Here is a 24990-nt window from a genome sequence, read left to right as displayed (position 1 = left end):
TCGCCAATTAGATAACAGGTCAGCGATTAAAGAAGATCGACGCGCATGACAAGCGCGGTTCCATCTCCATCACCAGCCCGATAATAGCCTTTGCGTTCCCCCACTTTGCGGAAACCCCGGCTCTTGTAAAGGCGCAAGGCCGCCTCGTTGGCTGCATCGACTTCGAGGAAAAGGCACTCGCAACGGTCTCCGTAGAGCCGAAACATCGCCTGGTGCAAAAGAGACCCGGCAAGGCCTCGGCCGCGGCACTTCGGATCAACGGCGATGGTCAGTATCTCGGCTTCCCCGGCAACCGAACGAACGAGAATGAAACCCATCGGCTTGCGCGTTCCGAAGGGATTGGCGCGCCGGATCACCAGTGCAAAAACACCAGTTTGACCGAGAAGCCGGGCCAGTTCCTCTTCCCCCCAGCCATGACCAAAGGAGGCGCTGTGTATTTCGGCAAGCTGCGGCAGGTCTTCGTCCACCACATCTTCCACGACGGGAGGTTCAGGTCTGGACCACCAGAAGCTCATTTCCGCTCGATCCTGCCCTTTTTCTGAGGTGTGGCATCTGGCGGACGGAGGTAGAGCGGCGCAGCTGACGCCGACTTCGGATCCGTCACCATTCCAAGACGCGCGACCTCGACTATATCGGGATAAGCCAACTCATTCTCGATGATGTCGTCTCCCCGACACAAGGTCTCCGCGACCTTGCGAGCAGCCGATCCCGCCAGTCGCAACTCGCCCGGCAAGGTTTCCAGCAGGCTCGTGAGTGTCTGGACGCCCGCTTCGCCAGCAATGTTACCGGACGCGTCAAAGAGCTGGCAATAAACCTCATCCCCCTTGCCCTCAAGGGCCACAAGCAGCGAAGAACTCGCACTGGTTTCGCAAGGCGCATAGGACCGGGCGATCGCGGCAAGCGTCGTAACGCCGACGACAGGCTTTTCGAGAACAAGACCGAAACCCTTGGCAACTGACAGTCCGACCCGCAAGCCGGTAAAACTTCCCGGGCCAGTCGTCACGATCACACGGTCGAGGTCGGTGAAGGCAGTGGACGATTCCGCCATAACCTCACCGATCATGCTCATGAGACGCTCGGCATGGCCTCTGCCGATTTCTTCGGCACGCTGGAACTGGCACGGGTTCTCGTCGCTGTCGTCAAGGACGGCAACGGCACAATTGGCAAGGGCGGTATCGATAGCTAGTACGCGCATGATGGCTCCGGCTTAGCTGCCGCGAAGCATTCTGTCGAGCTGCGCTTTGGACTTACCCCAAAGGTTGGGCTTGCGGTGCTCGAACTGTCACCTTCTCCAAAACGACAAAAGCCCGGCGCGACGGCCGGGCTCTCGAATATCAGTCTGCGAAAAATCAGATCGGGCGCACTTCTTCCACTTCCGGCACGAAGTGCTTCAGAAGGTTCTGAATGCCGTGCTGGAGCGTTGCCGTCGAGGACGGGCAGCCTGCACAGGCACCGCGCATGGAAAGATACACAATACCTTCCTTGAAGCCCTTGAAGGTGATGTCGCCGCCATCCTGCGCAACGGCAGGACGAACACGGGTTTCAAGCAGATCCTTGATGACCGTGACCGTTTCCTCGTCACCGTCGTCGAAGAACTCGCCTTCTTCAATATCTTCGCTCTGCCCTGAAGCCATCACTGGCTGTCCGGACATGAACTGCTCCATGATCGCACCGAGAATCGCCGGCTTCATGTGCTGCCAGTCGGTGTCGTCCTTGGTCACCGTGATGAAGTCGTGACCAAAGAAAATCGCGCTCACGCCAGGGATCTGGAACAGCTTCTCGGCGAGCGGCGAAGCGCCGGCATCAGCCGCAGAACGGAAATCATAGGTTCCTTCTGCCAGCACGACCCGGCCCGGAAGGAATTTCAGCGTTGCCGGATTCGGCGTTGCTTCGGTCTGAATAAACATCTTGGGATCCCACGAGCGTTGCAGTACTGCCAGAGCGCCGCCACGCATTTCCTATCGGTTTTCTACGATGAAAGATTACTGCATACCACCGTAGTTTGGAACTCTTAAAATGTAGATGGCGTCGCCTGGCGCAAATTCAAGGCTTGGCAGCAAGTCCCTTCGGACCTGACATTAGGCCAGAGCGGCAATTGAGTCATCGTCCAAATTGCCTGGAACGATCGTGACCGGGATGGGGAAACTGCCTGCAGACTTGCCGGCAATCGACGCGACAAGCGGTCCAGGCCCTTCCTTGCTCAACCCGGCTGCCAGGACGAGAATTGCAATATCGGCATCAGATTCGATCAGATCAACGATCGCTTCCGAGGTATTGCCTTCCTTCACAACTGTTTCAGGCTCGGCTCTTGCGACAGACCGGACCCGTTCAGCGGCCTTGGCCAGGGTCTGGTCGGCTTTTTCCATCGCCTCCGCCCGCATGATGTCTTCCACACCAAGCCAATGCTGAAAGTCGCCGTGCGCCACAACGAACAAAAGCGTCACAACTCCGCCGGTCCGCGCGGCTCGCTTGGCTGCATAGACGATAGCGCGGTCGCATTCCGGCGTGTCATCGACCACGACCAGAAACTTTCTGCGATGGCCTTCTTCATTGCTTTTTCTGATTGCTACCATGGGTGCATGCTGCCACCGGCTACGCCATTCCGCAAGCGGAAGGCTTTGTCAGGTCCAGCGGCAGAGCAGCGCATGTTCAACTGAGCTCCTCCACCACTGAGAACCACGTCAGAGGATGAACTTCGACAGGTCGACATTCTTGGCAAGCTCACCAATGTTCTCACGCACGTAATCCGCGGTGATTTCGATGGTCTCGCCGGGACGGTCTGGCGCGGTGAAGGACACATCGTCCAGTATCCGTTCCATCACCGTCTGCAGACGCCGCGCACCGATATTCTCGACCGACGCGTTGAGGTCAACCGCAACCGAGGCGATCTCGTCAATCGCATCTTCGGAAAACGCGAGGTCGACGTCCTCGGTCTTCATCAAGGCAATGTACTGCTTGATAAGGCTGGCTTCGGGTTCTGTGAGGATGGCCCGGAAATCGTCCCGAGTGAGAGGGCGCAACTCGACACGGATAGGCAGACGGCCCTGAAGCTCCGGCAGCAGATCCGACGGCTTTGCCACGTGGAACGCGCCAGAAGCGATGAAGAGAATATGGTCGGTCTTGACCGAGCCGTGTTTGGTTGACACCACGGTGCCTTCGATCAGCGGCAGAAGATCCCGCTGCACACCTTCGCGAGAGACGTCGCCGCCACTTCGGCCTTCCCGGGCGCAGATCTTGTCGATTTCATCAAGAAAGACGATTCCCGAGTTCTCGACGAGGGAAATGGCCTCCTGAACGATCTTGTCCTCATCCAGAAGCTTGTCGGATTCTTCGTTGATCAGGAGTTCATAGGACTCGCTCACCGTGGTGCGCTTCGTCTTGGTCTGGCCACCGAAGGCCTTGCCGAGCAGATCACCGACATTCATCACGCCGACGCTCGCCCCTGGCATCCCCGGCATTTCGAAGCTCGGCATCTGCGCCTGAGCGCGGACCTCAACCTCGATTTCCTTCTCGTCCATCTCGCCTTCGCGCAGCTTCTTGCGAAAGCTGTCCCTTGTCGCAGGGCTGGCGTTCTTGCCGACCAATGCGTCAAGAACCCGCTCTTCCGCCAGGACATGCGCCTTTGCTTTCACAGCTTCACGTTTGGCGTCGCGGACCAGACCTATGCCCGCTTCGACAAGATCGCGAATGATCTGTTCGACATCACGGCCGACGTAGCCGACTTCCGTGAACTTGGTTGCCTCGACCTTTGCGAAAGGCGCATTGGCGAGTTTGGCGAGCCGACGGGAAATCTCGGTCTTGCCGACCCCGGTCGGGCCGATCATGAGAATGTTCTTCGGCAGAACCTCTTCGCGCATCTGGCCCTGAAGTTGCTGGCGGCGCCAACGGTTGCGCAGTGCGATCGCGACCGCGCGTTTGGCGTCTTTCTGACCGACGATGTAGCGGTCCAGTTCGGATACGATTTCGCGAGGCGAAAAGTCAGTCATGTCTTTTCTTTCACACAAAGGGTCAGTCGATGGCGGGAACGAAGTTCATCACCACCGTATTGGAGAGCGGCTTGACGACAAGCCGGCGGACGGCACGCCAGGCAGAGCCGAGAAGCAGAATGAAGCAGCCAAGCAGCACGAGTGTCATGGCCAACGTAATGTCTTCCGAAACCTCGGCCTTGGTCATGAGCGTTGCGATGGCAAATCCGAAGTACCCCAGGCCCGACACGAGCAGCGCGCGCCGATCCACCAGGATCGCAACAAACGCAAGGCCCAGGAAAAGTCCGATCACGATGAGAGCATAGAAGGTGCTTTGGGCCTCGCCCTCTCCCATCACCAACATCAAGGCAGAATGAACGATCAAGGGTGCCGCCATCAGGTGCAGCCAGAAAGCCTTGTCGCTGTTGACCGTCACACGCTCAATATCACGACTATCGAACATCATCGCGAGTGCAAAGCAGACCAGACCTGCCACCAGCGTGAACCAGGTCACATGATCGACGACAAATCCCGGCACCACGCTTTCGATCAAAAGCGCAACGAGCAACAAGGTGCCGCCAGCAATGCCGGTCACACCAACAGGCACCTTGAACCGTAGATAGTGCAGAACCGCTCCCGCGATTGCGATCAACGTCGGCAAAATCAGAAGGTGGGCCCCATCCGGGTCGACCGGCATTCCAGCGCGCGCGCCTTCAAAAACACTGATGCTGTCTCCGCCGGCGATCAAGCCGATGCAGGTCACGAGGAAGAGCGGCGTAAACGCAAGACTGAGAAGAAACGACGGCAGTGCGAGCCGCATGCGACGCGCGAAGATTTCTGAAAGGATCCAGACAGAACCCGCAGCGACCCCGGCGATCACGCCCGTCGAGCCAAGATCCTGCAGTCCATACGTCAGGCCAAACAGGAAGATCACGATGCCAATTGCGATGAAAACATCGTGGAACCCGCGCGCAAAACGAACTTCTTCTGCGTCGACGCGCGACACCGGTGCATCCGTATCCTCCAAACGCTCCTGTCGGACCCAAAACTCTGCCAGACGATCAGCCTGTTCCCTTGACAGGATCCCTCTGGCGACGGCCGCGTCCAGTCTTTTGCCTGAGAGCGCGCCCGTGGCGTCGGCCTGCTCGCCCAGAATGGTCACGTTTCGCTCTCCAGGCTTTCAACCAGGACATTGGAGTTGGTGTAAACGCAGATGTCTGCCGCAATGGCCATGGCCTTCCGGGCAACCGTTTCGGCGTCATGTTCCGTGTCGACCAGCGCACGACCGGCCGCAAGCGCGTAATTGCCGCCCGAACCAATACCCATGACGCCGCCTTCCGGTTCCAGCACATCTCCGGTTCCGGTCAGCACCAGCGACACTTGCTTGTCAGCGACAAGCATCATGGCTTCGAGCTTGCGCAGGTAGCGGTCTGTTCTCCAGTCCTTCGCGAGTTCGACACAGGCACGCATCAACTGACCGGGGTATTGCTCGAGCTTTGCCTCGAGACGCTCGAACAAGGTGAACGCATCGGCGGTGGCCCCGGCAAATCCGGCGATCACCTCGCCTTTAGACAAGGGCCGCACCTTGCGAGCCGTGTTTTTGATCACAGTCTGGCCGAGGGAGACCTGACCATCGCCAGCGATGACAACCTTGCCACCCTTGCGTACCATCAAGATCGTGGTTCCGTGCCAGGTTGCCGGTTCGCGGGTCTCGCTCATAGATGCCTCTCAGTGGTGTCATGATGAATTGGCAGCGCCGAAACAGACTGCCGTCGTTGTGACCTATGTAAGCCGCCACCGGCCGAATTCCAAGCGCAGCCCCGGTCTTGTCAAACGGCTATCGGCCCATCGATTGAAGACGGCTCTGGTGATTGAGCGCCTGAACAACGCCGCTCAGGATGTTCGCAGACCTTCCGTCCGCAAGATCGCCCTTGCCCGTGAAAGCATTTGCAGCGGAAGACACGGTGATCATCTGGGGCAATACAGTTGCACCCAACCCGACCTCGAGAATTGTCCGCATCCCGATCAAGCCGCGCATGCCGCCGAAACCGCCGGTCGACGCGGAGCCAAGCGCAAAGACCCGGTTCTTGAACGCTGCAGACGGCGGTTCACCCGGACCAGACAGCCGACTGATCCAGTCAATCGCATTCTTGAGAACGGGCGTGACGCCAGCATTGTATTCCGGGCAGGCGATGAAGACACCGTCCTGCCTGCAAAACAGCTCCTTGAGCGTTTGGGCATTCTGCGGAACACCCCGGTTGGCTTCCAGGTCACCATCGTAAAGTGGCAGCGGATAGTCAGACAGCGAAATGCGGGTGACTTCAGCATCAGCCAGCGCCAACTGCTTTGTTACGAGCGCCGCAAGTTTGGTGTTGAAGGATCCCGATCGCGTCGAACCGGACAGAACCAGAATGCGATTTTGCTGCATGCTCACTCTCATGGGAAAAATTGGTTGAACAAGTCGACATCAACCCGAGGGGCTCAGATCCTTGACAGGCACCATCGGATCGTAGGCCCAGTTAAAAACGAAGGCATAGACCATGTAGAATAGCGCGAAAGAGAGATCCACCATCAAGGCCTCAAGAAGCGTGATCTCAAGATAGACGCAATGATTGGCATCAAGACGGCGAGCAACCCCGCGTCGCAACAGATTGCGTGCCGTATCTGATCTGATGTCGTACGAACTTGATTTCCCCAAACCGCGAACCGGGTCGTCCCGGTGGATTTTCCATGATTGGGGAGGCCGTCCTCTTACCCGATTGGTTTTACGCAGTCGGATCAGTGCACTTGTCTGTAAACCCAAACACGCGCTGGTGGCAGATTTTTCCAGATCCACTCGGATTTGGTCAAAGAGAACAATCCAGCGCGCGGTTTCACGGGTGGAACAAGCGCATAAGAGAATTGCACCAGAGGGGCGCCCGGCTTCAAGAGCTTCAAGGCGTCCAGCACGAAACGCTCGCGCGCTTCTTCCGGTCTCGAGAAGAGCGGCAGGCTTGATACAATACCATCCAGCCCATCCTTCGCGAAATTCAGGCCATCACCTTCGGAAAAGATCTCACCCAAGGCGTATGCGTCGCCCTGGATAACGTTCAAATCCGGAAACCGTTTCTTAAGAAGACGATAGAAGTCAGCGCTGTATTCGATTGACACAAGATTTTGAGGCGACACACCTCGGTCAAGAATAGCCTTTGTCACGACCCCTGTGCCCGGGCCCAACTCAACGAAGTTGGCGCCAGGCCCCGGTGTAATGAAGGATGCCATTTTCTCGGCTAGAAGCGGACCCGAGGGACTCACTGCACCGGTCTTGAGTGGGCTTTCCACCCAGGTACGCAAAAACCGAACCTCATCAAGCGCCTTGGCCTTCAGTTCCTTGACCTTGCGCAGCTTCGTGAGAACGGTATCGCCATGAATACCGGGCAGATCCATCATTGAGTGCATTCCTCCTGCAACGAGCACCAATGTAGGTGCCGTCGCGAGAAGATTTCAAGACAGATAGCCGACTCAGGCGCTCAAATTGTCGATGAAGTCTTTGACTTTAGTGAAGAAACCGGCCGATTCCGGGTGGTTTTCACCGGAAGACTCCTGCTCGAATTCTGCAAGAAGTTCGCGTTGGCGCCTGGTCAGATTGGTCGGAGTCTCAACTGTGACCTGCACATACATGTCACCATGCTGCGTCGCCCGCATGATTGGCATGCCCTTTCCGCGCAATCGGAACTGCTTGCCCGTCTGGGTTCCTTCGGGAACTTTTACCCTGCTGGTTGCACCATCAAGGGTCGGCACGTCGAACTGACCTCCAAGCGTCGCTGTCGACATGGAAATCGGCACTCGACAGTAAAGATCCGCACCATCGCGCTGAAAGATCTCGTGAGGCTTCAGCGACAGGAAGATGTAGAGATCACCTGCCGGTCCGCCGCGAAGGCCCGCTTCACCCTCACCTGCAAGACGGATGCGTGTTCCGTCTTCGATGCCGGCAGGGATGTTGACCGAAAGCGCTCTTTCCTGGGTTGTGCGCCCAACTCCGCCGCAGCTATCGCAAGGATCGGAAATAACCTGCCCCTTGCCCTGACATGTCGGGCAGGCACGCTCGAGGGTAAAGAACCCTTGTGCCGCACGAACGCGACCAGCCCCGCCGCAGGTACGGCACGTGGTCGGGCTGGTTCCGGGCTTCGCGCCGGACCCCGAGCAGGCGTCGCAGGTCACGCTGGTCGGCACTTCGATTTCAACAGTCTTGCCGTTGAACGCGTCTTCCAGGGAAATATCGAGATTGTAACGAAGGTCGGCGCCGCGCTCACGTCCACCAGACCGGCGCTGACCGCCCATTCCGAAGAACTCTTCGAAAATGTCGGACATGGTCGAGGAGAAGTCGCCGCCGTGCGGACCACCGCCACCGCCGCCGAAACCGCCATTTTCGAAGGCGGCATGACCGAACCGGTCGTAGGCTGCGCGCTTCTGCGGGTCTTTCAGCGTATCGTAGGCTTCATTCGCTTCCTTGAAGCTGGCTTCTGCTTCGGCATCTCCGGGATTGCGGTCCGGATGATACTTCATCGCCATCTTGCGGTAGGCACTCTTCAGCGTCTTTTCATCCGCTTCGACTGTCACGCCCAGAACTTCGTAGAAATCGCGTTTGGCCATTCGTGGTCACTCGTTTTTCTTGGCCGGCGGCGCTTGGTTCATTTACCAGACGCCTCGTTTCAGGCCCTTTGCCGACGATATGCACTCTGCGCAACATTCAGCCAAATGTGGACGGATCACGGTTCGTGTCCAGTTCCAGCAATGCTTTGACATCTTCAGGAATGCGGCAAAAGCCTGTCGGCTTGATGACAGCGGCCCGCGGAAATTCCGCAGGCCGCTGATTACGTCGGTCAGGCAGACTTCTTGTCGTCGTCCTTGACTTCTTCGAAGTCTGCATCGACGACATCATCGTCTGCGGCAGCGGCTTCTTCGCCGTCGGCACCCTCTTCACCTGCTGCGTCGGCTTCAGCCTGGGATGCCTGGTAGATGGCTTCGCCGAGCTTCATGGAGGCTTCTGCGAGCGCCTGGGTTTTGGCCTGGATGCCTTCCAGATCTTCGCCTTCAAGAGCTGTTTTCAGATCTTCAAGAGCGGTTTCGATGGCTGCCTTGTCTTCTTCGCTGACCTTGTCGCCGTGATCCTTGACGGATTTTTCGGTCGAATGGACAAGAGCTTCGCCCTGGTTTCTGGCTTCCACCAGTTCCTTGCGCTTCTTGTCATCGTCCGCGTGGGATTCGGCGTCCTTGATCATCTGATCAATATCAGCGTCGGAAAGACCACCAGATGCCTGGATGCGGATCTGCTGTTCCTTGCCGGTGCCCTTGTCCTTCGCGGAGACATTCACGATGCCGTTGGCATCAATGTCGAAGGTCACCTCGATCTGCGGAACGCCGCGCGGTGCCGGCGGCAGACCAACCAGATCGAACTGGCCGAGAACCTTGTTGTCGACAGCCATTTCACGTTCGCCCTGGAAGACGCGGATGGTCACAGCCGTCTGATTGTCTTCAGCGGTGGAGAAAACCTGGCTCTTCTTCGTCGGGATCGTTGTGTTGCGGTCGATCAGGCGGGTGAAGACACCGCCAAGGGTCTCGATGCCGAGCGACAGCGGGGTTACATCAAGAAGCAGGACATCCTTGACGTCGCCCTGCAGAACGCCTGCCTGAATGGCGGCACCCATGGCAACGACTTCATCCGGGTTAACACCCTTGTGAGGCTCTTTGCCGAAGAAGGTCTTCACGGTTTCCTGGATCTTCGGCATGCGGGTCATGCCGCCAACCAGAACCACTTCATCGATCTGGCCGGCAACAAGGCCGGCATCCTTAAGAGCAGCCTTCATAGGCTCGATCGTGCGCTTGACGAGATCGTCAACGAGAGACTCGAACTTGGCACGGGTCAGCTTCAAGGTCAGGTGCTTCGGACCGGATGCATCTGCCGTGATGAACGGCAGGTTGATTTCGGTCTGCGCAGAAGACGACAGTTCGATCTTGGCCTTTTCAGCACCTTCCTTGAGGCGCTGGAGAGCCAGCTTGTCGTTCTTCAGATCAATGCCCTGTTCCTTCTTGAACTCGGAAGCCAGGTAGTCGACCAGAACCATGTCGAAGTCTTCACCGCCGAGGAACGTGTCACCGTTGGTGGATTTCACTTCAAAGACGCCGTCGCCGATTTCAAGAACCGACACGTCGAAGGTGCCGCCGCCAAGATCATAGACAGCAATGGTCTTGCCATCGTTCTTGTCGAGGCCATAGGCGAGGGCAGCCGCGGTCGGCTCGTTGATGATGCGCAGAACTTCAAGGCCGGCAATCTTGCCTGCATCCTTGGTTGCCTGACGCTGTGCATCGTTGAAGTATGCGGGAACGGTGATAACCGCCTGGGTCACAGTCTCGCCGAGATAGCTCTCTGCGGTTTCCTTCATCTTCTGGAGAATGAAGGCAGACACCTGAGACGGAGAATACTTGTCGCCGTTGGCTTCAACCCATGCATCGCCATTGTCGCCCTTGACGATCTCGAACGGAACGAGCTTCTTGTCCTTGGCAACGGTCGGGTCGTCGAACCGGCGGCCGATCAGGCGCTTGACGGCGAAAAGAGTGTTGGTTGGGTTGGTGACGGCCTGACGCTTGGCAGGCTGGCCGACGAGGCGCTCACCATCATCAGAAAAAGCCACCATTGACGGCGTGGTGCGTGCACCTTCCGCATTTTCGATAACTTTGGAATCTTTACCGTCCATGACGGCGACGCACGAGTTTGTCGTGCCGAGGTCGATACCGATGACCTTTGCCATATTAGCCTCTCTTTCCAGCAAACCGGAATGACCCGTAACGGCATCCTTCCGGTTCCTCTTCACAAATGTCCGGGACAGCCCCCGGTCGTTGCACCTTGGCGCAACGCTCGAACGCTATATAGGAGGATGAAACTGCCCCTGCAAGACACCGAAGAGACAGCATTTGCAGGTTCACCCTGTATTCTCGATAATTCTTCCAAGTTCGTTACCACGCCACCGCACCACCCGGTTATCCAAGGTAAAGACCATGACCAAAGGTCACGCGCAGCCCGCAGGCTTTCGTTTGCTCCCAGAATATTTCGACCGTGAAGCCCAGGCGACCCTGGTTGATGAGCTCCGGCGAATTCTGGCGAAGGCTCCGTTGTTCCAGCCCAAAATGCCGAAAACCGGAAAGGCTTTCTCGGTTCGGATGAGCAATTGTGGCTCGCTTGGCTGGGTCGCAGACATCAATGGCTATCGCTACCAGTCGACACATCCAACCACAGGCGAGAAGTGGCCGGAGATACCATCGGTGCTGCGCGACCTTTGGAAGACTGTTGCCTCCGATGCACCAGAACCGGAAGCCTGCCTGATCAACTACTATGCGACCACAGCGAAGATGGGACTACACCAGGACAAGGATGAAGAAATGCTGGACGCGCCGGTCGTCTCGGTCTCACTCGGCGACACAGCAACTTTCCGCATTGGCGGAACGACGCGAAAGGCCCCGACCAGCTCCATGCGGCTGACATCTGGTGATGTTGTGATTCTGGGAGATGAGTCACGCCTTGCCTACCACGGCATCGACAGGGTCCTGCCAGGCACATCAACACTTCTGAAGAATGGTGGCCGGATCAATCTGACCTTGAGACGCGTGACGCCGGATCAGTGACGCGCGGCCAGATAGGATGCCGGATCGGGCTTGGCGATCATCATGGTATCGCGCCAGAACACTTGTTCTGCGTTGATCAGCTCAAGTTCCCAAACGCAGCCGATCACAGGCCGATCCGCCGAATTGAGCGGCTCTTGTTCGCCATAAAGCGTCCGACGAATGTGTTGGCACAGGACACAACCCTGAACCCACCAATAGAATGAATGTGTGGTGCCAGTCTCACCCAGATGCAAGAGCGCAAAGCCAAGCCCGTTGTCTTGTCCTTCCGCCAACACCCGCGGAGGCAATTCCGCCTCGGCAATTGCCTTGGCTTCAGCAATATTCCGTAAGGACACGACGTTCCCAGACGCAGCGATTCCATAGACCTTCAGCTGAAGGGGCTTGATCGACCACAGTCCGAGATCAGTGACGGCGCGAGGATGATATATCTCCACATCAACTGCCACTGCTTCATCTGTCATTGCTTCATCTCTCTTTATGCGTTCGCCGGAACCGTCAGAACAGATCGCGTGCAACAATACCAACAAGCGCCGCAGCAATCACCCATAGGGCAATGCGGCCCGATCTGGTGTGACGGGCTTCCGCCTTGCCGATGGCTTCTGCGGTGTCCTTGTCGAACCGCAAGCCCTTGGAGGTCATCTTCTCGAATTCTTCCGACATCCTGCCGACACGGTCGGCGAACAGCGGCAGATCATTGGCAATGCGGCCCATGGCGCCGATCGCCTCCCCAGCATCTCGCAGTTTGCCAACCGGGCCAAGGTTGTCGCGGATCCAGGAGCCGACGACTGGCTCGGCCGTATGCCACATATCCAGATGCGGGTTCAGCGTGCGCGCGACGCCCTCAACCACGACCATGGTCTTTTGCAGCATGATCAACTGGGTCTGGGTCCGCATCTCGAAGAGTTCGGTGACCTCGAACAACTGCGTCAGGAGCCGCGCCATGGAGATCTCGCTGGCGTCGTGACCATGGATAGGTTCCCCGATCGCGCGGATCGCTTGGGCGAACATGTCCACGTCCTGATGGGCCGGCACATAGCCCGCCTCAAAATGAACCTCCGCGACCCGGCGATAGTTCCGCGTGATGAAGCCGAACAGGATTTCAGCCAGGAACCGGCGCTCCTGCTTGCTCAGACGGCCAGTTATGCCGAAATCAACTGCAATCAACGTCCCGTCGGGCTCAACGAAGAGATTGCCCTGATGCATATCCGCATGGAAGAAGCCGTCACGCAGGGTGTGACGCAGGAAGCTCTGAATGACGTTGGCGCCCAGCGCCTCCAGGTCCAAACCGTCTTCTTTAAGCCCCTCGACGTCCGACATTTTCCGGCCGTCGATCCATTCCATGGTCAAAACACCCTTGGCCGTGCGAAGCCAATCAACCTCGGGCACGCGGAAGCCAGGATCTTCCGCTGTGTTTTCAGCCATCTCCGACAGACCTGCCGCCTCAAGACGGAAGTCCATTTCCATGGCAACAGACTTTGCCAGAGTGTCGACCACCGCGACCGGACGCAGCCGGCGTGAGGGCGGATGAAACCTCTCGGCGAGGCGCGCGACGAGATAGAAGCTTTCGAGATCGCGCTGGAATCGTCTCTGGACGCCAGGACGCAGAACCTTGACCGCAACCTTGCGGACCTCGCCATCCTTGCCGCGAAGCATTGCCGGATGAACCTGCGCGATGGAAGCTGCAGCCACGGCTTCGCCGAACTCGACAAATATCTCGTCGACCGGCTGGCCAAGTTGCTCGGCGACCGCTCTGCACGCTGCTTCGTGACCAAAGGCCGGAAGCCGGTCTTGCAACGCCGACAGCTCAAGCGCTGCCTCCTTGCCGACAACATCAGCACGGGTCGCCAGGAACTGTCCCAGCTTGACGTACGACGGCCCGAGCCGGTTCATCGCATCAGAAAGGCGAAGTTCGGCACTCTTGTTCTTGACCGAGCGCCTTTCCAGCAGCCGCGCGCAGGCGATCGCGATGCGTGGCGCTGTCGGCAAGTCAGGCAGATGCGCCAGACCGAAAACCCCTTCGCGGGCCATGACAAAACCGGCCTTGGCCAGACGGAAAAGCGGCGCGACAGCAAACCCCATGGATCAGAGCTTCCAGCCAGAATGCAGTGCTGCGATGCCACCCGAATAATTACGGTAGGTCACTCGCTCAAAGCCCGCTTCGCGGATCATCTCTGCGAAGCGCTCCTGGCTGGGGAACTTGCGGATTGATTCCACCAGATAGCGATAAGGTTCACCATCCCCAGTCACCATCTTCCCCATTGCAGGGATCGCATTGAAAGAGAACCCGTCGTAGACCTTGTCGAGAACAGGAACGTCAACCTCCGAGAACTCAAGGCAAAGAAAACGTCCGCCGCGCTTCAGGATGCGGCGCGCTTCACGAAGCGCCTTGGGAATATCAGGCACATTCCGAATGCCGAACGCAATCGTATAGGCATCAAAACTCTTGTCGGGAAACGGCAGTTCCTCAGCGTTGCCCTGCGAGAAGGTGATCTGATCGGAGAGGCCTGCCTTTTCTGCTCGGTCGCGACCAACAGACAACATCGAACCGTTGATGTCGCAGACAACTGCCTTTGCCGTGTCATTTGATCGACGAACAACGCGTGTTGCAATGTCGCCAGTCCCACCGGCCACATCCAGCAGGCGCCATCCGCGCGCAGCAGACTTTGGTGGCGCCAGAACAGACACCATCGCGTCCTTCCAGACACGATGCAGTCCGCCGGACATCATATCGTTCATGATGTCATAGCGCTCGGCGACCTTGTGGAACACGTCATCGACGAGTGCCTGTTTTTGACCTTCCCCGACCGTGGTGAAGCCAAAGCTTGTCGGCATGTCTTCCGGTGCACGGGCCGATGCCCGCTGGGATGAAGAAGCGTCCTGCGCCATAATCATGTCTCCTGACCGACACGGCGGACGGCTGAAACACCCGTCTGATCGTCATGCCGCATATCAAGCTGCTTTTCCAACGGATGCGCTTGAATGGCAAGCACATCACTCCAATTTGGAGCGGAACATAGTACATGGCCATAGCAAGCGCTATGTTCCCGTCTGTCAAAACCAATATGCCGCGCTGCTCATCAGCACCTAATAACGGAAATCCCCATGCCTGAACTGCCCGAAGTCGAGACTGTGAAGCGCGGCCTTGCGCCGACCTTCGAGGGCGCGCTGATCGAAAAGCTTGACCAAAACCGGGCCGATTTGCGGTTTCCCTTTCCGGAAAATTTTCGCGCACGGCTCACCGGTCGGCGCGTCACCGCGCTTTCAAGGCGTTCCAAATATCTGCTTGCTGATCTGGATAGTGGCGACGTTCTTGTCATGCACCTGGGAATGTCCGGGTCGTTCCGGATCGCCGCAGACGAGGACGTTTCAACGCCCGGCGACTTCGCCCACGCGAAATCCAAGAACGAAAAACATGATCACGTGGTCTTTCATCTGTCGACCAGTGCGGGCAGGACCGCGCGCATCCACTATAATGACCCTCGCCGTTTTGGCTTCATGACGCTTATTGCACGACCGGATATTGGCGAGCATGCTCTCTTTCGCAACATAGGGCTTGAGCCTCTTGGCAATGAACTGGACGGTTCGCGGATCTCCAGGCTCTTCGCCGACAAGAAGGCTCCTCTGAAGGCAGCCCTTCTGGACCAGAAGCTGATTGCAGGGTTGGGCAACATCTATGTCTGTGAAGCCCTATGGCGCACCGGACTTGATCCCAAACGTGCAGCGGGAACGATTGCAGGAAAGAACGGCAGGGCAACAAAACACACCTCTGCGCTTGCCGACCATATTCGCGATACACTCACCGAAGCGATTGAGGCCGGCGGATCGAGCTTGCGCGATCACACCCAGGCAGATGGCACACTCGGTTATTTCCAGCACCGCTTCGCCGTTTATGACCGGGAGGGCGAGCCCTGCAGGACACCAGGCTGCACATCACCCATCGAAAGAATTGTTCAATCAAACAGGTCGACTTTCTACTGCCCCGCCTGCCAACGGTGATCTCTTTGCAAGTCGTATCGGCCTGCGGATCTCCGATTTCACAGCTCGGCGGTTGCCACCGCGTGCAAAGGTCGGCTACGCCTGTCAACCAGATGATTTGAACTTGGTTTGGGAGTGAACCGGATGGGATATGAAAACATTCGCGTCGAAACGCGCGGCAAGGTCGGACTGATCACACTTGATCGCCCCAGTGCACTGAACGCGCTCAACTCGGCTCTGATTGACGAGCTGAACACCGCCCTGTCCGGTTTCGAAGCCGATGAGCGCATAGGCTGCACGGTAATCACGGGTTCGGAAAAGGCATTTGCCGCCGGCGCCGACATCAAGGAGATGGGCGGCCTTGACTATATGGAAGCCTATCTGAACGATTTCATCACGTCCTGGGAACATGTCTCCCGAACGCGCAAGCCCGTCATTGCAGCAGTTGCGGGCTATGCGCTCGGCGGCGGCTGCGAGCTGGCCATGATGTGCGACTTCATCATTGCTGCAGACACTGCAAAGTTTGGCCAGCCCGAAATCACGCTTGGTGTCATGCCTGGCGCCGGCGGCACACAGCGACTGACGCGCTTCATCGGCAAGTCCAAGGCCATGGACATGTGCCTGACAGGACGCATGATGGAAGCCGAAGAGGCCGAACGATGCGGTCTTGTCAGTCGCGTTGTACCGGCGGGCGAGCTTCTGGAAGAGGCGCTCAAGGCAGCCGAGAAGATCGCAGGCTTCTCGCTTCCCATTGCAATGATGACCAAGGAAAGCGTCAACCGGGCCTACGAGACGACTTTGGCGGAAGGCATCCGTTTCGAGCGCAGGGTCTTTCACAGCATGTTCGCGACGGAAGACCAGAAAGAAGGCATGAGCGCCTTTGCCGAAAAGCGCAAACCCCAATTCAACAACAAATAAAAGCCGCGAAAGAATCTCGCACAGACGCGCCTATCACCATTGACGCGGCCGCGTGGCACGATTATAAGCTGCCCGCAACCGGTGGCGGGATCCCTCGCCGCCGTCGTTTTTTGATCGGGTACCCTTATCGCCTTGGCGTGTGGCTGTCTCGATTGTAACCGGACTTAGTTCCACCACGGATCAGGATTGAGCCCATGGCCAACACACCCTCGGCCAAGAAGGCGGCCCGTAAGATTGCCCGCCGGACGGCCACGAATAAAGCTCGTCGGAGCCGCGTGCGGACCTACCTGCGTCAAGTCGAGGAAGCAATCGCTTCCGGTGACCAGGCAGCCGCTAGTGAAGCTTTGAAAGCTGCTCAGCCCGAGATCATGCGCGCTGCGACGAAGGGCGTTCTTCACGCCAACACCGCATCTCGCAAGGTTTCTCGCTTGAATGCCCGCGTTAAGGCCCTCAGCGCCTAAATCTACGCCATTTTGACGTTAAAAAACCCGGTCCTCGCGGCCGGGTTTTTTTTAGCCGTACAAAATGCGTCAACACACGCCGGCTAAGGAAATTTTTGCCATCAGGAGATTTCGCCATAGTGCGCCTTGGCAATTTTTTCTCATTATTTCCAGATACTTATCGATACGTTGCCGGAACCGAGCTGACTCAAACCGGATTCAACGCGAGTCAAGAGTAAACACGATTCATTTTTTTGATGCCCTCACCTGAGCCCCCCAGCCACGTGTCTTGATCAGGAAAATCCAAGCGGCGAAAAGCATTTGGCCCATGACCCGGACAAGTGCACCCAAGGGTGACGCTACGGAGCTTTGTACCTTGCTTACGATTTGTTCATCAGAGGCTGTTGCCGGGTCGAAACGGGCTGTATATGTTTAGATCAACAGGCGGACGAAGATCCGCACTAAAACGAAACAAAAAAGCGGTCTGGGCAAGTTATGAAAATTCAGAACATTGAAATTAGAAGTTTCCCACTCAGTCGTTTTTACAATGAATACACAGCAGTATTTAATCTGCACTAGATCTTCTCTTCGAAGACTCTAAAATTTCCAAAAAAATCGCTAGAAGAAACGCAGAAACAATGGCACTGCCATTGTAAAAGGGGTCTGTTGTGCAAAACTCCATCCAATATGCAGGCGACGTAGACGCGAAAACCGCGCACGACGCTATTGCGAAACAAGGCGGCGCCGTCCTGGTCGACGTGCGCACACAAGCAGAGTGGACTTTCGTCGGCGTGCCGGATTTGCGTGCGCTGGGCGGCGAGCCTCTGTTCGTGGAATGGCAGAGCCTTCCGCCTGCGCAGCCAGTCAAGGATTTTGTTGGCGATTTGGTCAAAAAAATCTCGGCAAAAGGACTTGACCAGAGCGCCCAGATCTACTTTCTGTGCCGCTCCGGCGTGAGGAGCCAATCTGCAGCCATCGCGATGACGCAGGCAGGCTACGCCCATTGCTATAACATTGCTGGTGGTTTTGAAGGCCCTCTTGATCAAGACGGTCATCGGGGAACTCAGTCTGGCTGGAAGGCCGCCGGACTGCCCTGGATCCAGAATTAACTGACCTGCCTGGAGCAGGTTAAGGCGGTAGCTATCGTTGCCGCCAACCCAACAATTGTCCCAATCGGGATATAAAAAGGCTGTTAGAGCAGCATTAATCAGGGCGGCTGTGGCGGATCGTCCTTAAACAGGAGGCGGAAGTAATGCAGGTTCAGGAGGCAAGCGGCTCTGAACACTGGAACCGTGTTAAAAAACGGCTCCGCGCCGAACTTGGAGACGACGTTTTCTCCAGCTGGTTCGCACGTGTAGACCTTGAAGAACACAACGATGGAACAGTGCGATTGTCTGTGCCCACGCGGTTTCTGAAACAATGGATTCAATCGCACTACAATGAGCGCCTGATGGGCCTTTGGAAGGGCGAGTGCGACAACGTGCACAAGATCGAGCTCACCGTCCGCGGCGCCATGCGCCCGCGTCAGGTCGCAGCTCCCATTGCACCGGGTCTTCCCGGCCCCAAGCGCACGAAGGCATCCCCGGCATCCGAGCAGCGCCTTGACGGCTTTTGTGACACCAATCAGGTTGCCGCAGCGCAGGCTGTCACAGCCGCACTCGGCCGTGGCGACGCATCAAATGATGTCACTCGTGACGTCCTCCAGGGTGCCGCCCTCGACCCCAAATACACGTTTGAGACGTTTGTCGAGGGTGACTCCAACGGTCTGGCACTCGCTGCTGCCCGTCAGGTTGCTTCAGGCGGCGCTGTGACCTTCAACCCGCTTTACCTGCATGCTTCGGTCGGCCTTGGCAAAACCCACCTTATGCAGGCCGTTGCGGCCAAGGTTCGCGCATCGGGTCGCAAGGTTCTGTACCTGACGGCAGAACATTTCATGTATCGCTTCGTTTCAGCGCTGAAGGCCCAGTCGGCCCTCGCGTTCAAGGAGACCCTGCGCACCATCGACCTCCTCCTGATCGATGACATGCAGTTTCTTCACGGCAAGCAGGTGCAGCAAGAGTTCTGTCACACGCTGAACGCTCTTATCGACGGCGCGCGTCAGGTGATTGTCGCAGCCGACCGGGCTCCATCGGAACTCGACACACTCGACGATCGGGTTCGGTCACGCCTGTCCGGCGGCCTTGTCGTCGGCATTCAGGAACCTGATTTCTCCCTGCGCCGCAACATCCTGTCCACTCGCGTGAACCAGGCCCAGCGCAGCTATCCAAATTTCGAAGTTCCAGACCCTGTTCTCGACTATGTCGCCAAGCATGTGGCGTCTTCGGGACGCGATCTTGAGGGCGCCCTGAATCGCCTGGTTGCACACAATCAGCTGACCAACCAGCCGATCACGCAGGAAATGGCGGAAATGACCCTTCGGGATCTTATCCGCTCAAGCGAGCCGCGCCGGGTCAAGATCGAAGACATTCAGCGCGTCGTGTCGAAGCATTACAATGTGACGAAGGCAGACCTTCTGTCTGCCCGCCGGACGCGGACGATTGTGCGGCCCCGGCAGATTGCCATGTACCTTGCAAAAGTCATGACCCCACGGTCCCTTCCCGAGATCGGCCGCCGCTTCGGTAACAGGGATCACACGACAGTTTTGCATGCGGTTCGCAAGATTGAGGAACTGGCTCGTGGCGACCACGGACTGGCGCAGGAGCTGGAGCTGCTCAAGCGCATGCTCGACGCCTGACAATATTACAAAATAATCATCAAAATCAGGGGCGTCCAAGTGGGCGCCCCTCTTGCATTTGCCAGCAGTTGAGGGCAGTGTCTTCCCCCCGCTCCCACCATGGGGGCGTCAGATTTCCTTGGCCGAAGACACCTCTTCGGCGCCTTGAAAGTACGGACCTTACGTATGAAAGCGACCCTCGATCGGACCGACCTCCTCAAGTCCCTGACCCATGTTCACCGGGTTGTCGAGCGCCGTAACACCATTCCTATCCTGTCCAACGTCCTGCTCCGCGCCGAAGATGGCGCGTTGAAGCTCAAGGCGACCGATCTGGATCTGGAAATTCTGGAAACGGTTCCGGCAATGATCGAAATGCCTGGTGCGACAACCGTTCCCGCGCACATGATCTATGACATTGTACGCAAGCTGCCGGATGGTTCTCAGGTTGTCCTGGAAACCACCAGCGACAATGCAACACTCGAAATTCGAGCAGGGCGTTCGAAGTTTGCACTTCAAATGCTGCCGGAGACCGATTTCCCGGATCTCACAGCCGGCGACTTCACACATGGCTTCACATTGAGCGCGGGCGATATTCGCAAGCTGATCGATGCGACCCAATTCGCCATTTCCACGGAAGAGACCCGGTATTATCTGAACGGCATCTATATGCATGCGGTCGACACGCCGGAAGGCTCACGTTTCAGGGCTGTCGCGACTGATGGCCACCGCTTGGCGCAGGCCGAAGTCCCTGCCCCGTCCGGTTCAGCGGGAATGCCGGGCATCATCGTACCTCGCAAGACCGTCGGCGAGATCCAGAAACTGCTTGAAGAACCGGATGCAGATGTGCAGATCGAGCTTTCTGACACGAAAATTCGCGTCACGACGGACTCGGTTGTTCTCACATCCAAGCTGATTGACGGCACTTTCCCGGACTACGGCCGCGTCATTCCGCAGGGCAATGACAAGGAAATGCGTGTCGATCGGGACGAGTTCAAGGAAGCTGTCGACCGCGTGTCGACGATTTCCTCCGAGCGCGGGCGGGCGGTCAAGCTGTCGCTCAGCGAAGGGCGGCTCATTCTCGCCGTGAACAATCCGGATTCGGGAAGCGCAACGGAAGAACTCGCCGTTGAATATGATGACGATCCGCTCGAAATCGGCTTCAACTCTCGCTACCTGCTCGACATCGCCAACCAGCTGAACAGCGACACTGCGCTCTTCCGTCTGGCTGACAGCGGATCTCCGACGCTGGTCCAGGACAATACGATCGAGGATTGCCTGTTCGTTCTGATGCCGATGCGCGTCTAGGTGCCAGGCGAAAAGCTTGCGGGATGAAGTTCCATGGCTGACAGAACGTCGGCGGCTCTCAGCCGCCTGACTCTGACCGACTTCCGGAACTATGAACACCTCGATCTTGCCTTCTCCAAGCCCTTGATCGCGTTCGTTGGCGACAACGGCATTGGAAAGACCAACATTCTGGAAGCAATTTCCTTCCTGACGGCCGGCCGCGGGCTGCGTCGAGCGCCCTTTGCCGATGTTGGCCGGGTGAGCGGACCTGGCAGCTGGAGTGTCTCGACGATCCTGAACCAAAACGGCGACGAGACGCGTATTGGCACCGGATTGACCAGTGGCGAAGCTGGTCGGCGCGTTCGGATTGATGGTGAAGATGTTCGCTCTTCCGAAAACCTTCTCGACTACATGCGTGTGCTTTGGCTCGTGCCGTCGATGGACGGGTTGTTCACGGGGCCTGGATCGGACCGACGCCGGTTTCTGGATCGCTTGACCTTGTCCATAGATCCCACGCACGGGCGACGTGTCAGCAATTTCGAGAAAGCGCTCAGGCAACGGAACAAGCTACTGGACCACGGCGGTTCTCCAGACTTCCTGTCCGCCATTGAGACACAGGTTGCCGAACTGGGCACAGCAGTCTCATTGGCGCGAAGTGAGACCGTGACACTCCTTGGCGAGACCGTGAAAGCTCAGGCGGAGACAGGCCTTCCTTTCCCCCTTGCGTCACTGACGCTCGACGGCGCCTTTGAAATGGCGACGCGCGGCATGAGCGCATCTGACCGGGAAGATCATTACAGGGACCTGCTTTCAGAAGGACGCGGGCGCGACCGCGCTGCGGGCAGAACGCTCATGGGGCCCCATCTGTCGGATCTCCTTGTGCGACACACTGCCAAGGACATGCCCGCCGCCCAGTCTTCAACCGGTGAGCAAAAAGCCCTGCTGATCGGCCTCATCCTCGCCCATGCCGAACTTACCGCCTCGATCACGGGAATGACGCCAGTTCTGCTGCTTGACGAGATCGCCGCTCATCTGGACCCAAATCGCAGAAAGGCTCTGTTCACGCGCTTGCTCGACCTGGGCGGTCAGGTGTTCATGACCGGCACCGACGCGTCCCTTTTCGAAGCACTTCCACGAGAAGGTGAAGTCTTTGAGATCTCTTGCGAAGGCGCGGCGCTTATCGATCGACAGGAAACGCGCTAAAATCGCCGGAAACCCATTGTTTTCCACCGCTATGGACGCCACATCCGTTGTATGGCTTTGCTTTTGTTGAACGGCCTGCGGAACCCCTTATAACAGGGGATTAAATCTAAAAATGACTGGTGACTGATTCGCATGAGCGACACTTCCGATCCCGAGACTGTTCCGACGCCCGAAACTGAAGGGTCTGCCGAATATGGCGCGGATTCCATCAAGGTCCTGAAGGGGCTCGACGCTGTGAGAAAGCGGCCGGGAATGTACATCGGTGACACCGATGACGGATCCGGCCTCCATCACATGGTCTATGAAGTCGTCGACAACGCAATCGATGAAGCACTGGCCGGCCACGCGGACCATGTGACCGTGAGCCTGAATGCCGACGGATCGGTTACCGTGTCAGACAATGGCCGCGGCATTCCGACCGACATGCATTCGGAGGAAGGTGTATCTGCGGCAGAGGTCATCATGACCCAGCTGCATGCAGGCGGAAAATTCGATCAGAATTCCTACAAGGTATCGGGCGGCCTTCACGGCGTAGGCGTCTCTGTCGTGAACGCGCTGTCCACCAAGCTGGAACTGCGCATCTGGCGCAACGAGCAAGAGCATTACATGTGCTTTGCCCATGGCGATGCAGTGAGCCCACTCGAGATCGTTGGGCCGGCAAACGGCAAGAAGGGCACCGAAGTCACATTTCTCCCGTCGCCGGAAACATTCACAAAGATAGAATTTGACTTCGCAACGCTTGAGCACCGGCTTCGCGAACTCGCGTTCCTCAATTCCGGTGTCCGCATCATCTTAACCGACAAGCGCGGCGTCGAGCCGGTTGTCGAAGAGCTGTTCTACGAGGGCGGCCTCGAAGCGTTCGTCCGCTATCTGGACCGGGCCAAACATCCGCTCATTGAAGAGCCGATCACCGTTCGGTCCGAGAAAGACGGCATCACCGTAGAAGCCTCTATGTGGTGGAACGACAGCTACCATGAACACGTCCTGTGCTTCACCAACAATATTCCCCAGCGCGACGGCGGCACGCACCTAGCTGGTTTTCGTGCGGCCTTGACTCGTCAGCTCACCGGATATGCCGAAAGCACCGGGTTGATGAAAAAGGAGAAGGTCTCCCTTTCCGGCGACGATTGCCGTGAAGGCCTGACCTGTGTCCTGTCGGTGAAGGTCCCGGATCCGAAGTTCTCCTCGCAGACCAAGGACAAGCTGGTCTCATCCGAAGTGCGACCCGTCGTCGAGAACCTTATCTCCGGCGCACTCTCAGAATGGTTGGAAGAAAATCCAACGCCCGCCAAGTCGATCGTTTCCAAGGTGGTTGAAGCTGCTTCCGCACGTGAGGCGGCGCGCAAAGCGCGCGAGCTGACCCGGCGCAAGGGAGCCCTCGACATTGCGTCCCTGCCAGGCAAGCTTGCCGATTGTCAGGAACGTGATGCGTCCAAAGCCGAACTGTTTCTGGTGGAGGGTGACTCCGCTGGTGGCTCTGCCAAGCAGGGTCGGCATCGCGAGAATCAGGCTGTTCTGCCGCTGCGAGGCAAGATCCTCAACGTGGAACGTGCCCGTTTCGACAAGATGCTGTCTTCCAATGAAATCGGTACGCTGATCACAGCCCTCGGAACAGGGATCGGAAAAGAAGAATTCAATCTGGAAAAGCTGCGCTATCACAAGATCATCATCATGACCGATGCTGATGTCGATGGCGCCCACATCAGAACCCTGCTGCTGACGTTCTTCTTCCGTCAGATGCCAGAGCTGATCGAGAACGGATATATCTACATCGCCCAACCGCCGCTCTACAAAGTGAAGCGCGGGCAATCCGAACAATATCTGAAGGATCAGCAGGCCCTTGAGGACTATCTGATCTCATCCGGGCTTGAAGACACATCACTGACCCTCGCCAATGGCGAAGTCCGGACCGGAGAAGATCTTCGTTCAGTCGTTGAAAAGGCCCGGGCAATTGCAAGCATTTTCGACGGCCTGCACTCTCGCTACAACCGCGATGTCGTTGAACAGGCAGCAATCGCCGGAGCACTTAACGAAGATACGCTGAACGACAGCGCAAAGGCGGCCGAAGCTGCGACTTACATTGCGCGGCGGCTCGACATTCTCGCGGATGAGTTCGAACGCGGCTGGGAAGGCGAGGCCCGGGACGATGGCAGCCTTGTTTTCAAGCGTATGGTTCGCGGTGTTGAGGAAGTGGCCATCATTGATGCAGCACTGCTTGGTTCAGCAGATGCCCGTCGCTTGAATGCCGACGCCGGCCATCTCCAAGAGATCTACGGCAAGGCGGCGACGCTGCGCCGGAAGGACACGCCCCACGAGATCCGCGGTTCGCGAGCTCTTCTACAACAGATCTTCGGATTTGGGCAAAAGGGCATATCGCTGCAACGCTATAAAGGCCTTGGCGAAATGAACCCCGGCCAGCTCTGGGAAACGACGCTCGACCCCAACGTTCGGTCTCTTCTTCAGGTCAAGGTCCGCGAGGCGGACGACGCGGACGACATCTTCACCAAGCTCATGGGCGATGAAGTGGACCCGCGCCGCGAGTTCATTCAGGACAATGCCCTGAGCGTCGCCAACCTGGACGTCTGATACGTGGTAGGGACGCCTGTAAACTTCCGCCGCGCGCATATAATTTCGCGACGCGGCGGATTGGTACAAGGCTGATCTCAAAAATTTCAATAACTTTGGCGGAAACCGGTATTCTGCCTAGGTTATCGGTACATGAGCTTCACCTCGTCCCGAAACAGTTTTCGAATTTCCAATCGAACCCAACAACCAAGTTCCTACCCTTGCCAATCATAGGCCGTCAGGCCTGCTGTTTGTTGGAACGCGCAGG

24 protein-coding genes are annotated in these 24990 nt (G+C 57.5%); 9 read left to right on the top strand and 15 right to left on the bottom strand.

Going from position 1 to position 24990, the window contains the following annotated elements; translation table 11 throughout:
• Positions 1–26 precede the first annotated feature (26 nt).
• The 12 genes from rimI to dnaK all read right to left on the bottom strand — a co-directional run bounded on the left by rimI (position 27) and on the right by dnaK (position 10753).
• On the bottom strand, positions 27–515 hold the full coding sequence (gene rimI / locus ABJZ52_RS05630; protein WP_348189740.1) for a ribosomal protein S18-alanine N-acetyltransferase: 489 nt from the start codon (positions 513–515) through the stop codon (positions 27–29).
• A complete protein-coding gene (gene tsaB, locus ABJZ52_RS05625) occupies positions 512–1195 on the bottom strand; it encodes a tRNA (adenosine(37)-N6)-threonylcarbamoyltransferase complex dimerization subunit type 1 TsaB (protein WP_348189742.1) in 684 nt (227 codons plus the stop codon). The genes rimI and tsaB overlap by 4 nt, the downstream gene beginning before the upstream one ends.
• A gap of 154 nt (positions 1196–1349) precedes the next feature.
• A complete protein-coding gene (locus ABJZ52_RS05620) occupies positions 1350–1907 on the bottom strand; it encodes a NifU family protein (RefSeq protein WP_153770328.1) in 558 nt (185 codons plus the stop codon).
• Between the two features lie 171 nt (positions 1908–2078).
• Complete coding sequence (locus ABJZ52_RS05615; RefSeq protein ID WP_348189745.1) at positions 2079–2573, bottom strand: universal stress protein; 495 nt, start codon at positions 2571–2573, stop codon at positions 2079–2081.
• Between the two features lie 108 nt (positions 2574–2681).
• A complete protein-coding gene (gene hslU / locus ABJZ52_RS05610) occupies positions 2682–3986 on the bottom strand; it encodes an ATP-dependent protease ATPase subunit HslU (RefSeq protein ID WP_348189747.1) in 1305 nt (434 codons plus the stop codon).
• Between the two features lie 22 nt (positions 3987–4008).
• Positions 4009–5127 (bottom strand): hypothetical protein, encoded by a 1119-nt coding sequence (locus tag ABJZ52_RS05605; RefSeq protein WP_348200142.1) that lies wholly within the window; start codon positions 5125–5127, stop codon positions 4009–4011.
• Positions 5124–5684: an ATP-dependent protease subunit HslV gene (gene hslV, locus ABJZ52_RS05600; RefSeq protein WP_348184328.1), complete on the bottom strand. Its 561-nt coding sequence runs from the start codon at positions 5682–5684 to the stop codon at positions 5124–5126. The genes ABJZ52_RS05605 and hslV overlap by 4 nt, the downstream gene beginning before the upstream one ends.
• A gap of 118 nt (positions 5685–5802) precedes the next feature.
• On the bottom strand, positions 5803–6393 hold the full coding sequence (locus ABJZ52_RS05595; RefSeq protein WP_348184329.1) for an NAD(P)H-dependent oxidoreductase: 591 nt from the start codon (positions 6391–6393) through the stop codon (positions 5803–5805).
• Positions 6394–6432: 39 nt separating this feature from the next.
• Positions 6433–6612, bottom strand: coding sequence for a chlorhexidine efflux transporter (locus ABJZ52_RS05590; protein WP_348184330.1), 180 nt, complete (start codon positions 6610–6612; stop codon positions 6433–6435).
• A 131-nt stretch (positions 6613–6743) separates the two neighbouring features.
• Entirely contained in the window at positions 6744–7394 is a 651-nt protein-coding gene (locus tag ABJZ52_RS05585) for an rRNA adenine N-6-methyltransferase family protein (RefSeq protein WP_348184331.1), read from the bottom strand.
• A 72-nt stretch (positions 7395–7466) separates the two neighbouring features.
• Positions 7467–8597, bottom strand: a complete 1131-nt coding sequence (gene dnaJ / locus ABJZ52_RS05580) for a molecular chaperone DnaJ (protein ID WP_348184332.1) — start codon at positions 8595–8597, stop codon at positions 7467–7469.
• A gap of 230 nt (positions 8598–8827) precedes the next feature.
• A complete protein-coding gene (gene dnaK, locus ABJZ52_RS05575; RefSeq protein WP_348184333.1) occupies positions 8828–10753 on the bottom strand; it encodes a molecular chaperone DnaK in 1926 nt (641 codons plus the stop codon).
• Positions 10754–11000: 247 nt separating this feature from the next.
• Here dnaK and ABJZ52_RS05570 point away from each other — a divergent pair, with 247 nt between their 5' ends.
• Positions 11001–11624 carry an alpha-ketoglutarate-dependent dioxygenase AlkB gene (locus ABJZ52_RS05570; RefSeq protein ID WP_348184334.1) on the top strand — a complete coding sequence of 208 codons (624 nt, stop codon included), beginning with the start codon at positions 11001–11003 and terminating at the stop codon, positions 11622–11624.
• On the opposite strand, the gene ABJZ52_RS05565 is transcribed toward ABJZ52_RS05570, so the two are convergent.
• The 3 genes from ABJZ52_RS05565 to ubiE are packed head-to-tail and all read right to left on the bottom strand — an operon-like array spanning position 11618 to position 14510.
• Positions 11618–12085 (bottom strand): hypothetical protein, encoded by a 468-nt coding sequence (locus tag ABJZ52_RS05565; protein ID WP_348184335.1) that lies wholly within the window; start codon positions 12083–12085, stop codon positions 11618–11620. The genes ABJZ52_RS05570 and ABJZ52_RS05565 overlap by 7 nt on opposite strands.
• Before the next feature lie 34 nt (positions 12086–12119).
• Positions 12120–13703, bottom strand: coding sequence for a 2-polyprenylphenol 6-hydroxylase (gene ubiB / locus ABJZ52_RS05560; protein ID WP_348184336.1), 1584 nt, complete (start codon positions 13701–13703; stop codon positions 12120–12122).
• Between the two features lie 3 nt (positions 13704–13706).
• Positions 13707–14510: a bifunctional demethylmenaquinone methyltransferase/2-methoxy-6-polyprenyl-1,4-benzoquinol methylase UbiE gene (ubiE, locus tag ABJZ52_RS05555; protein ID WP_348184337.1), complete on the bottom strand. Its 804-nt coding sequence runs from the start codon at positions 14508–14510 to the stop codon at positions 13707–13709.
• A gap of 216 nt (positions 14511–14726) precedes the next feature.
• Here ubiE and mutM point away from each other — a divergent pair, with 216 nt between their 5' ends.
• The 8 genes from mutM to gyrB all read left to right on the top strand — a co-directional run bounded on the left by mutM (position 14727) and on the right by gyrB (position 24743).
• Positions 14727–15620 carry a bifunctional DNA-formamidopyrimidine glycosylase/DNA-(apurinic or apyrimidinic site) lyase gene (gene mutM / locus ABJZ52_RS05550; RefSeq protein WP_348184338.1) on the top strand — a complete coding sequence of 298 codons (894 nt, stop codon included), beginning with the start codon at positions 14727–14729 and terminating at the stop codon, positions 15618–15620.
• Between the two features lie 123 nt (positions 15621–15743).
• On the top strand, positions 15744–16517 hold the full coding sequence (locus ABJZ52_RS05545; protein WP_348184339.1) for an enoyl-CoA hydratase: 774 nt from the start codon (positions 15744–15746) through the stop codon (positions 16515–16517).
• 194 nt (positions 16518–16711) lie between these two features.
• Positions 16712–16978, top strand: coding sequence for a 30S ribosomal protein S20 (gene rpsT, locus ABJZ52_RS05540; RefSeq protein ID WP_153770312.1), 267 nt, complete (start codon positions 16712–16714; stop codon positions 16976–16978).
• Positions 16979–17625: 647 nt separating this feature from the next.
• Positions 17626–18066, top strand: coding sequence for a rhodanese-like domain-containing protein (locus ABJZ52_RS05535; protein ID WP_348184340.1), 441 nt, complete (start codon positions 17626–17628; stop codon positions 18064–18066).
• A gap of 143 nt (positions 18067–18209) precedes the next feature.
• The gene (dnaA, locus tag ABJZ52_RS05530) at positions 18210–19691 is read left to right on the top strand and encodes a chromosomal replication initiator protein DnaA (RefSeq protein WP_348184341.1); all 1482 of its coding nucleotides are present in this window, start codon (positions 18210–18212) and stop codon (positions 19689–19691) included.
• Positions 19692–19856: 165 nt separating this feature from the next.
• On the top strand, positions 19857–20975 hold the full coding sequence (gene dnaN, locus ABJZ52_RS05525; protein ID WP_348184342.1) for a DNA polymerase III subunit beta: 1119 nt from the start codon (positions 19857–19859) through the stop codon (positions 20973–20975).
• A gap of 33 nt (positions 20976–21008) precedes the next feature.
• Positions 21009–22157, top strand: coding sequence for a DNA replication/repair protein RecF (gene recF, locus ABJZ52_RS05520; RefSeq protein ID WP_348184343.1), 1149 nt, complete (start codon positions 21009–21011; stop codon positions 22155–22157).
• Between the two features lie 132 nt (positions 22158–22289).
• A complete protein-coding gene (gene gyrB / locus ABJZ52_RS05515; RefSeq protein WP_348184344.1) occupies positions 22290–24743 on the top strand; it encodes a DNA topoisomerase (ATP-hydrolyzing) subunit B in 2454 nt (817 codons plus the stop codon).
• Positions 24744–24990: the final 247 nt, after the last annotated feature.

The sequence above is a fragment of the Roseibium sp. genome, from assembly GCF_039982295.1.
GTDB lineage: Bacteria > Pseudomonadota > Alphaproteobacteria > Rhizobiales > Stappiaceae > Roseibium.
Note: the sequence above shows the minus strand (reverse complement) of the source record. Positions and strands in the feature narration are given on the sequence as shown.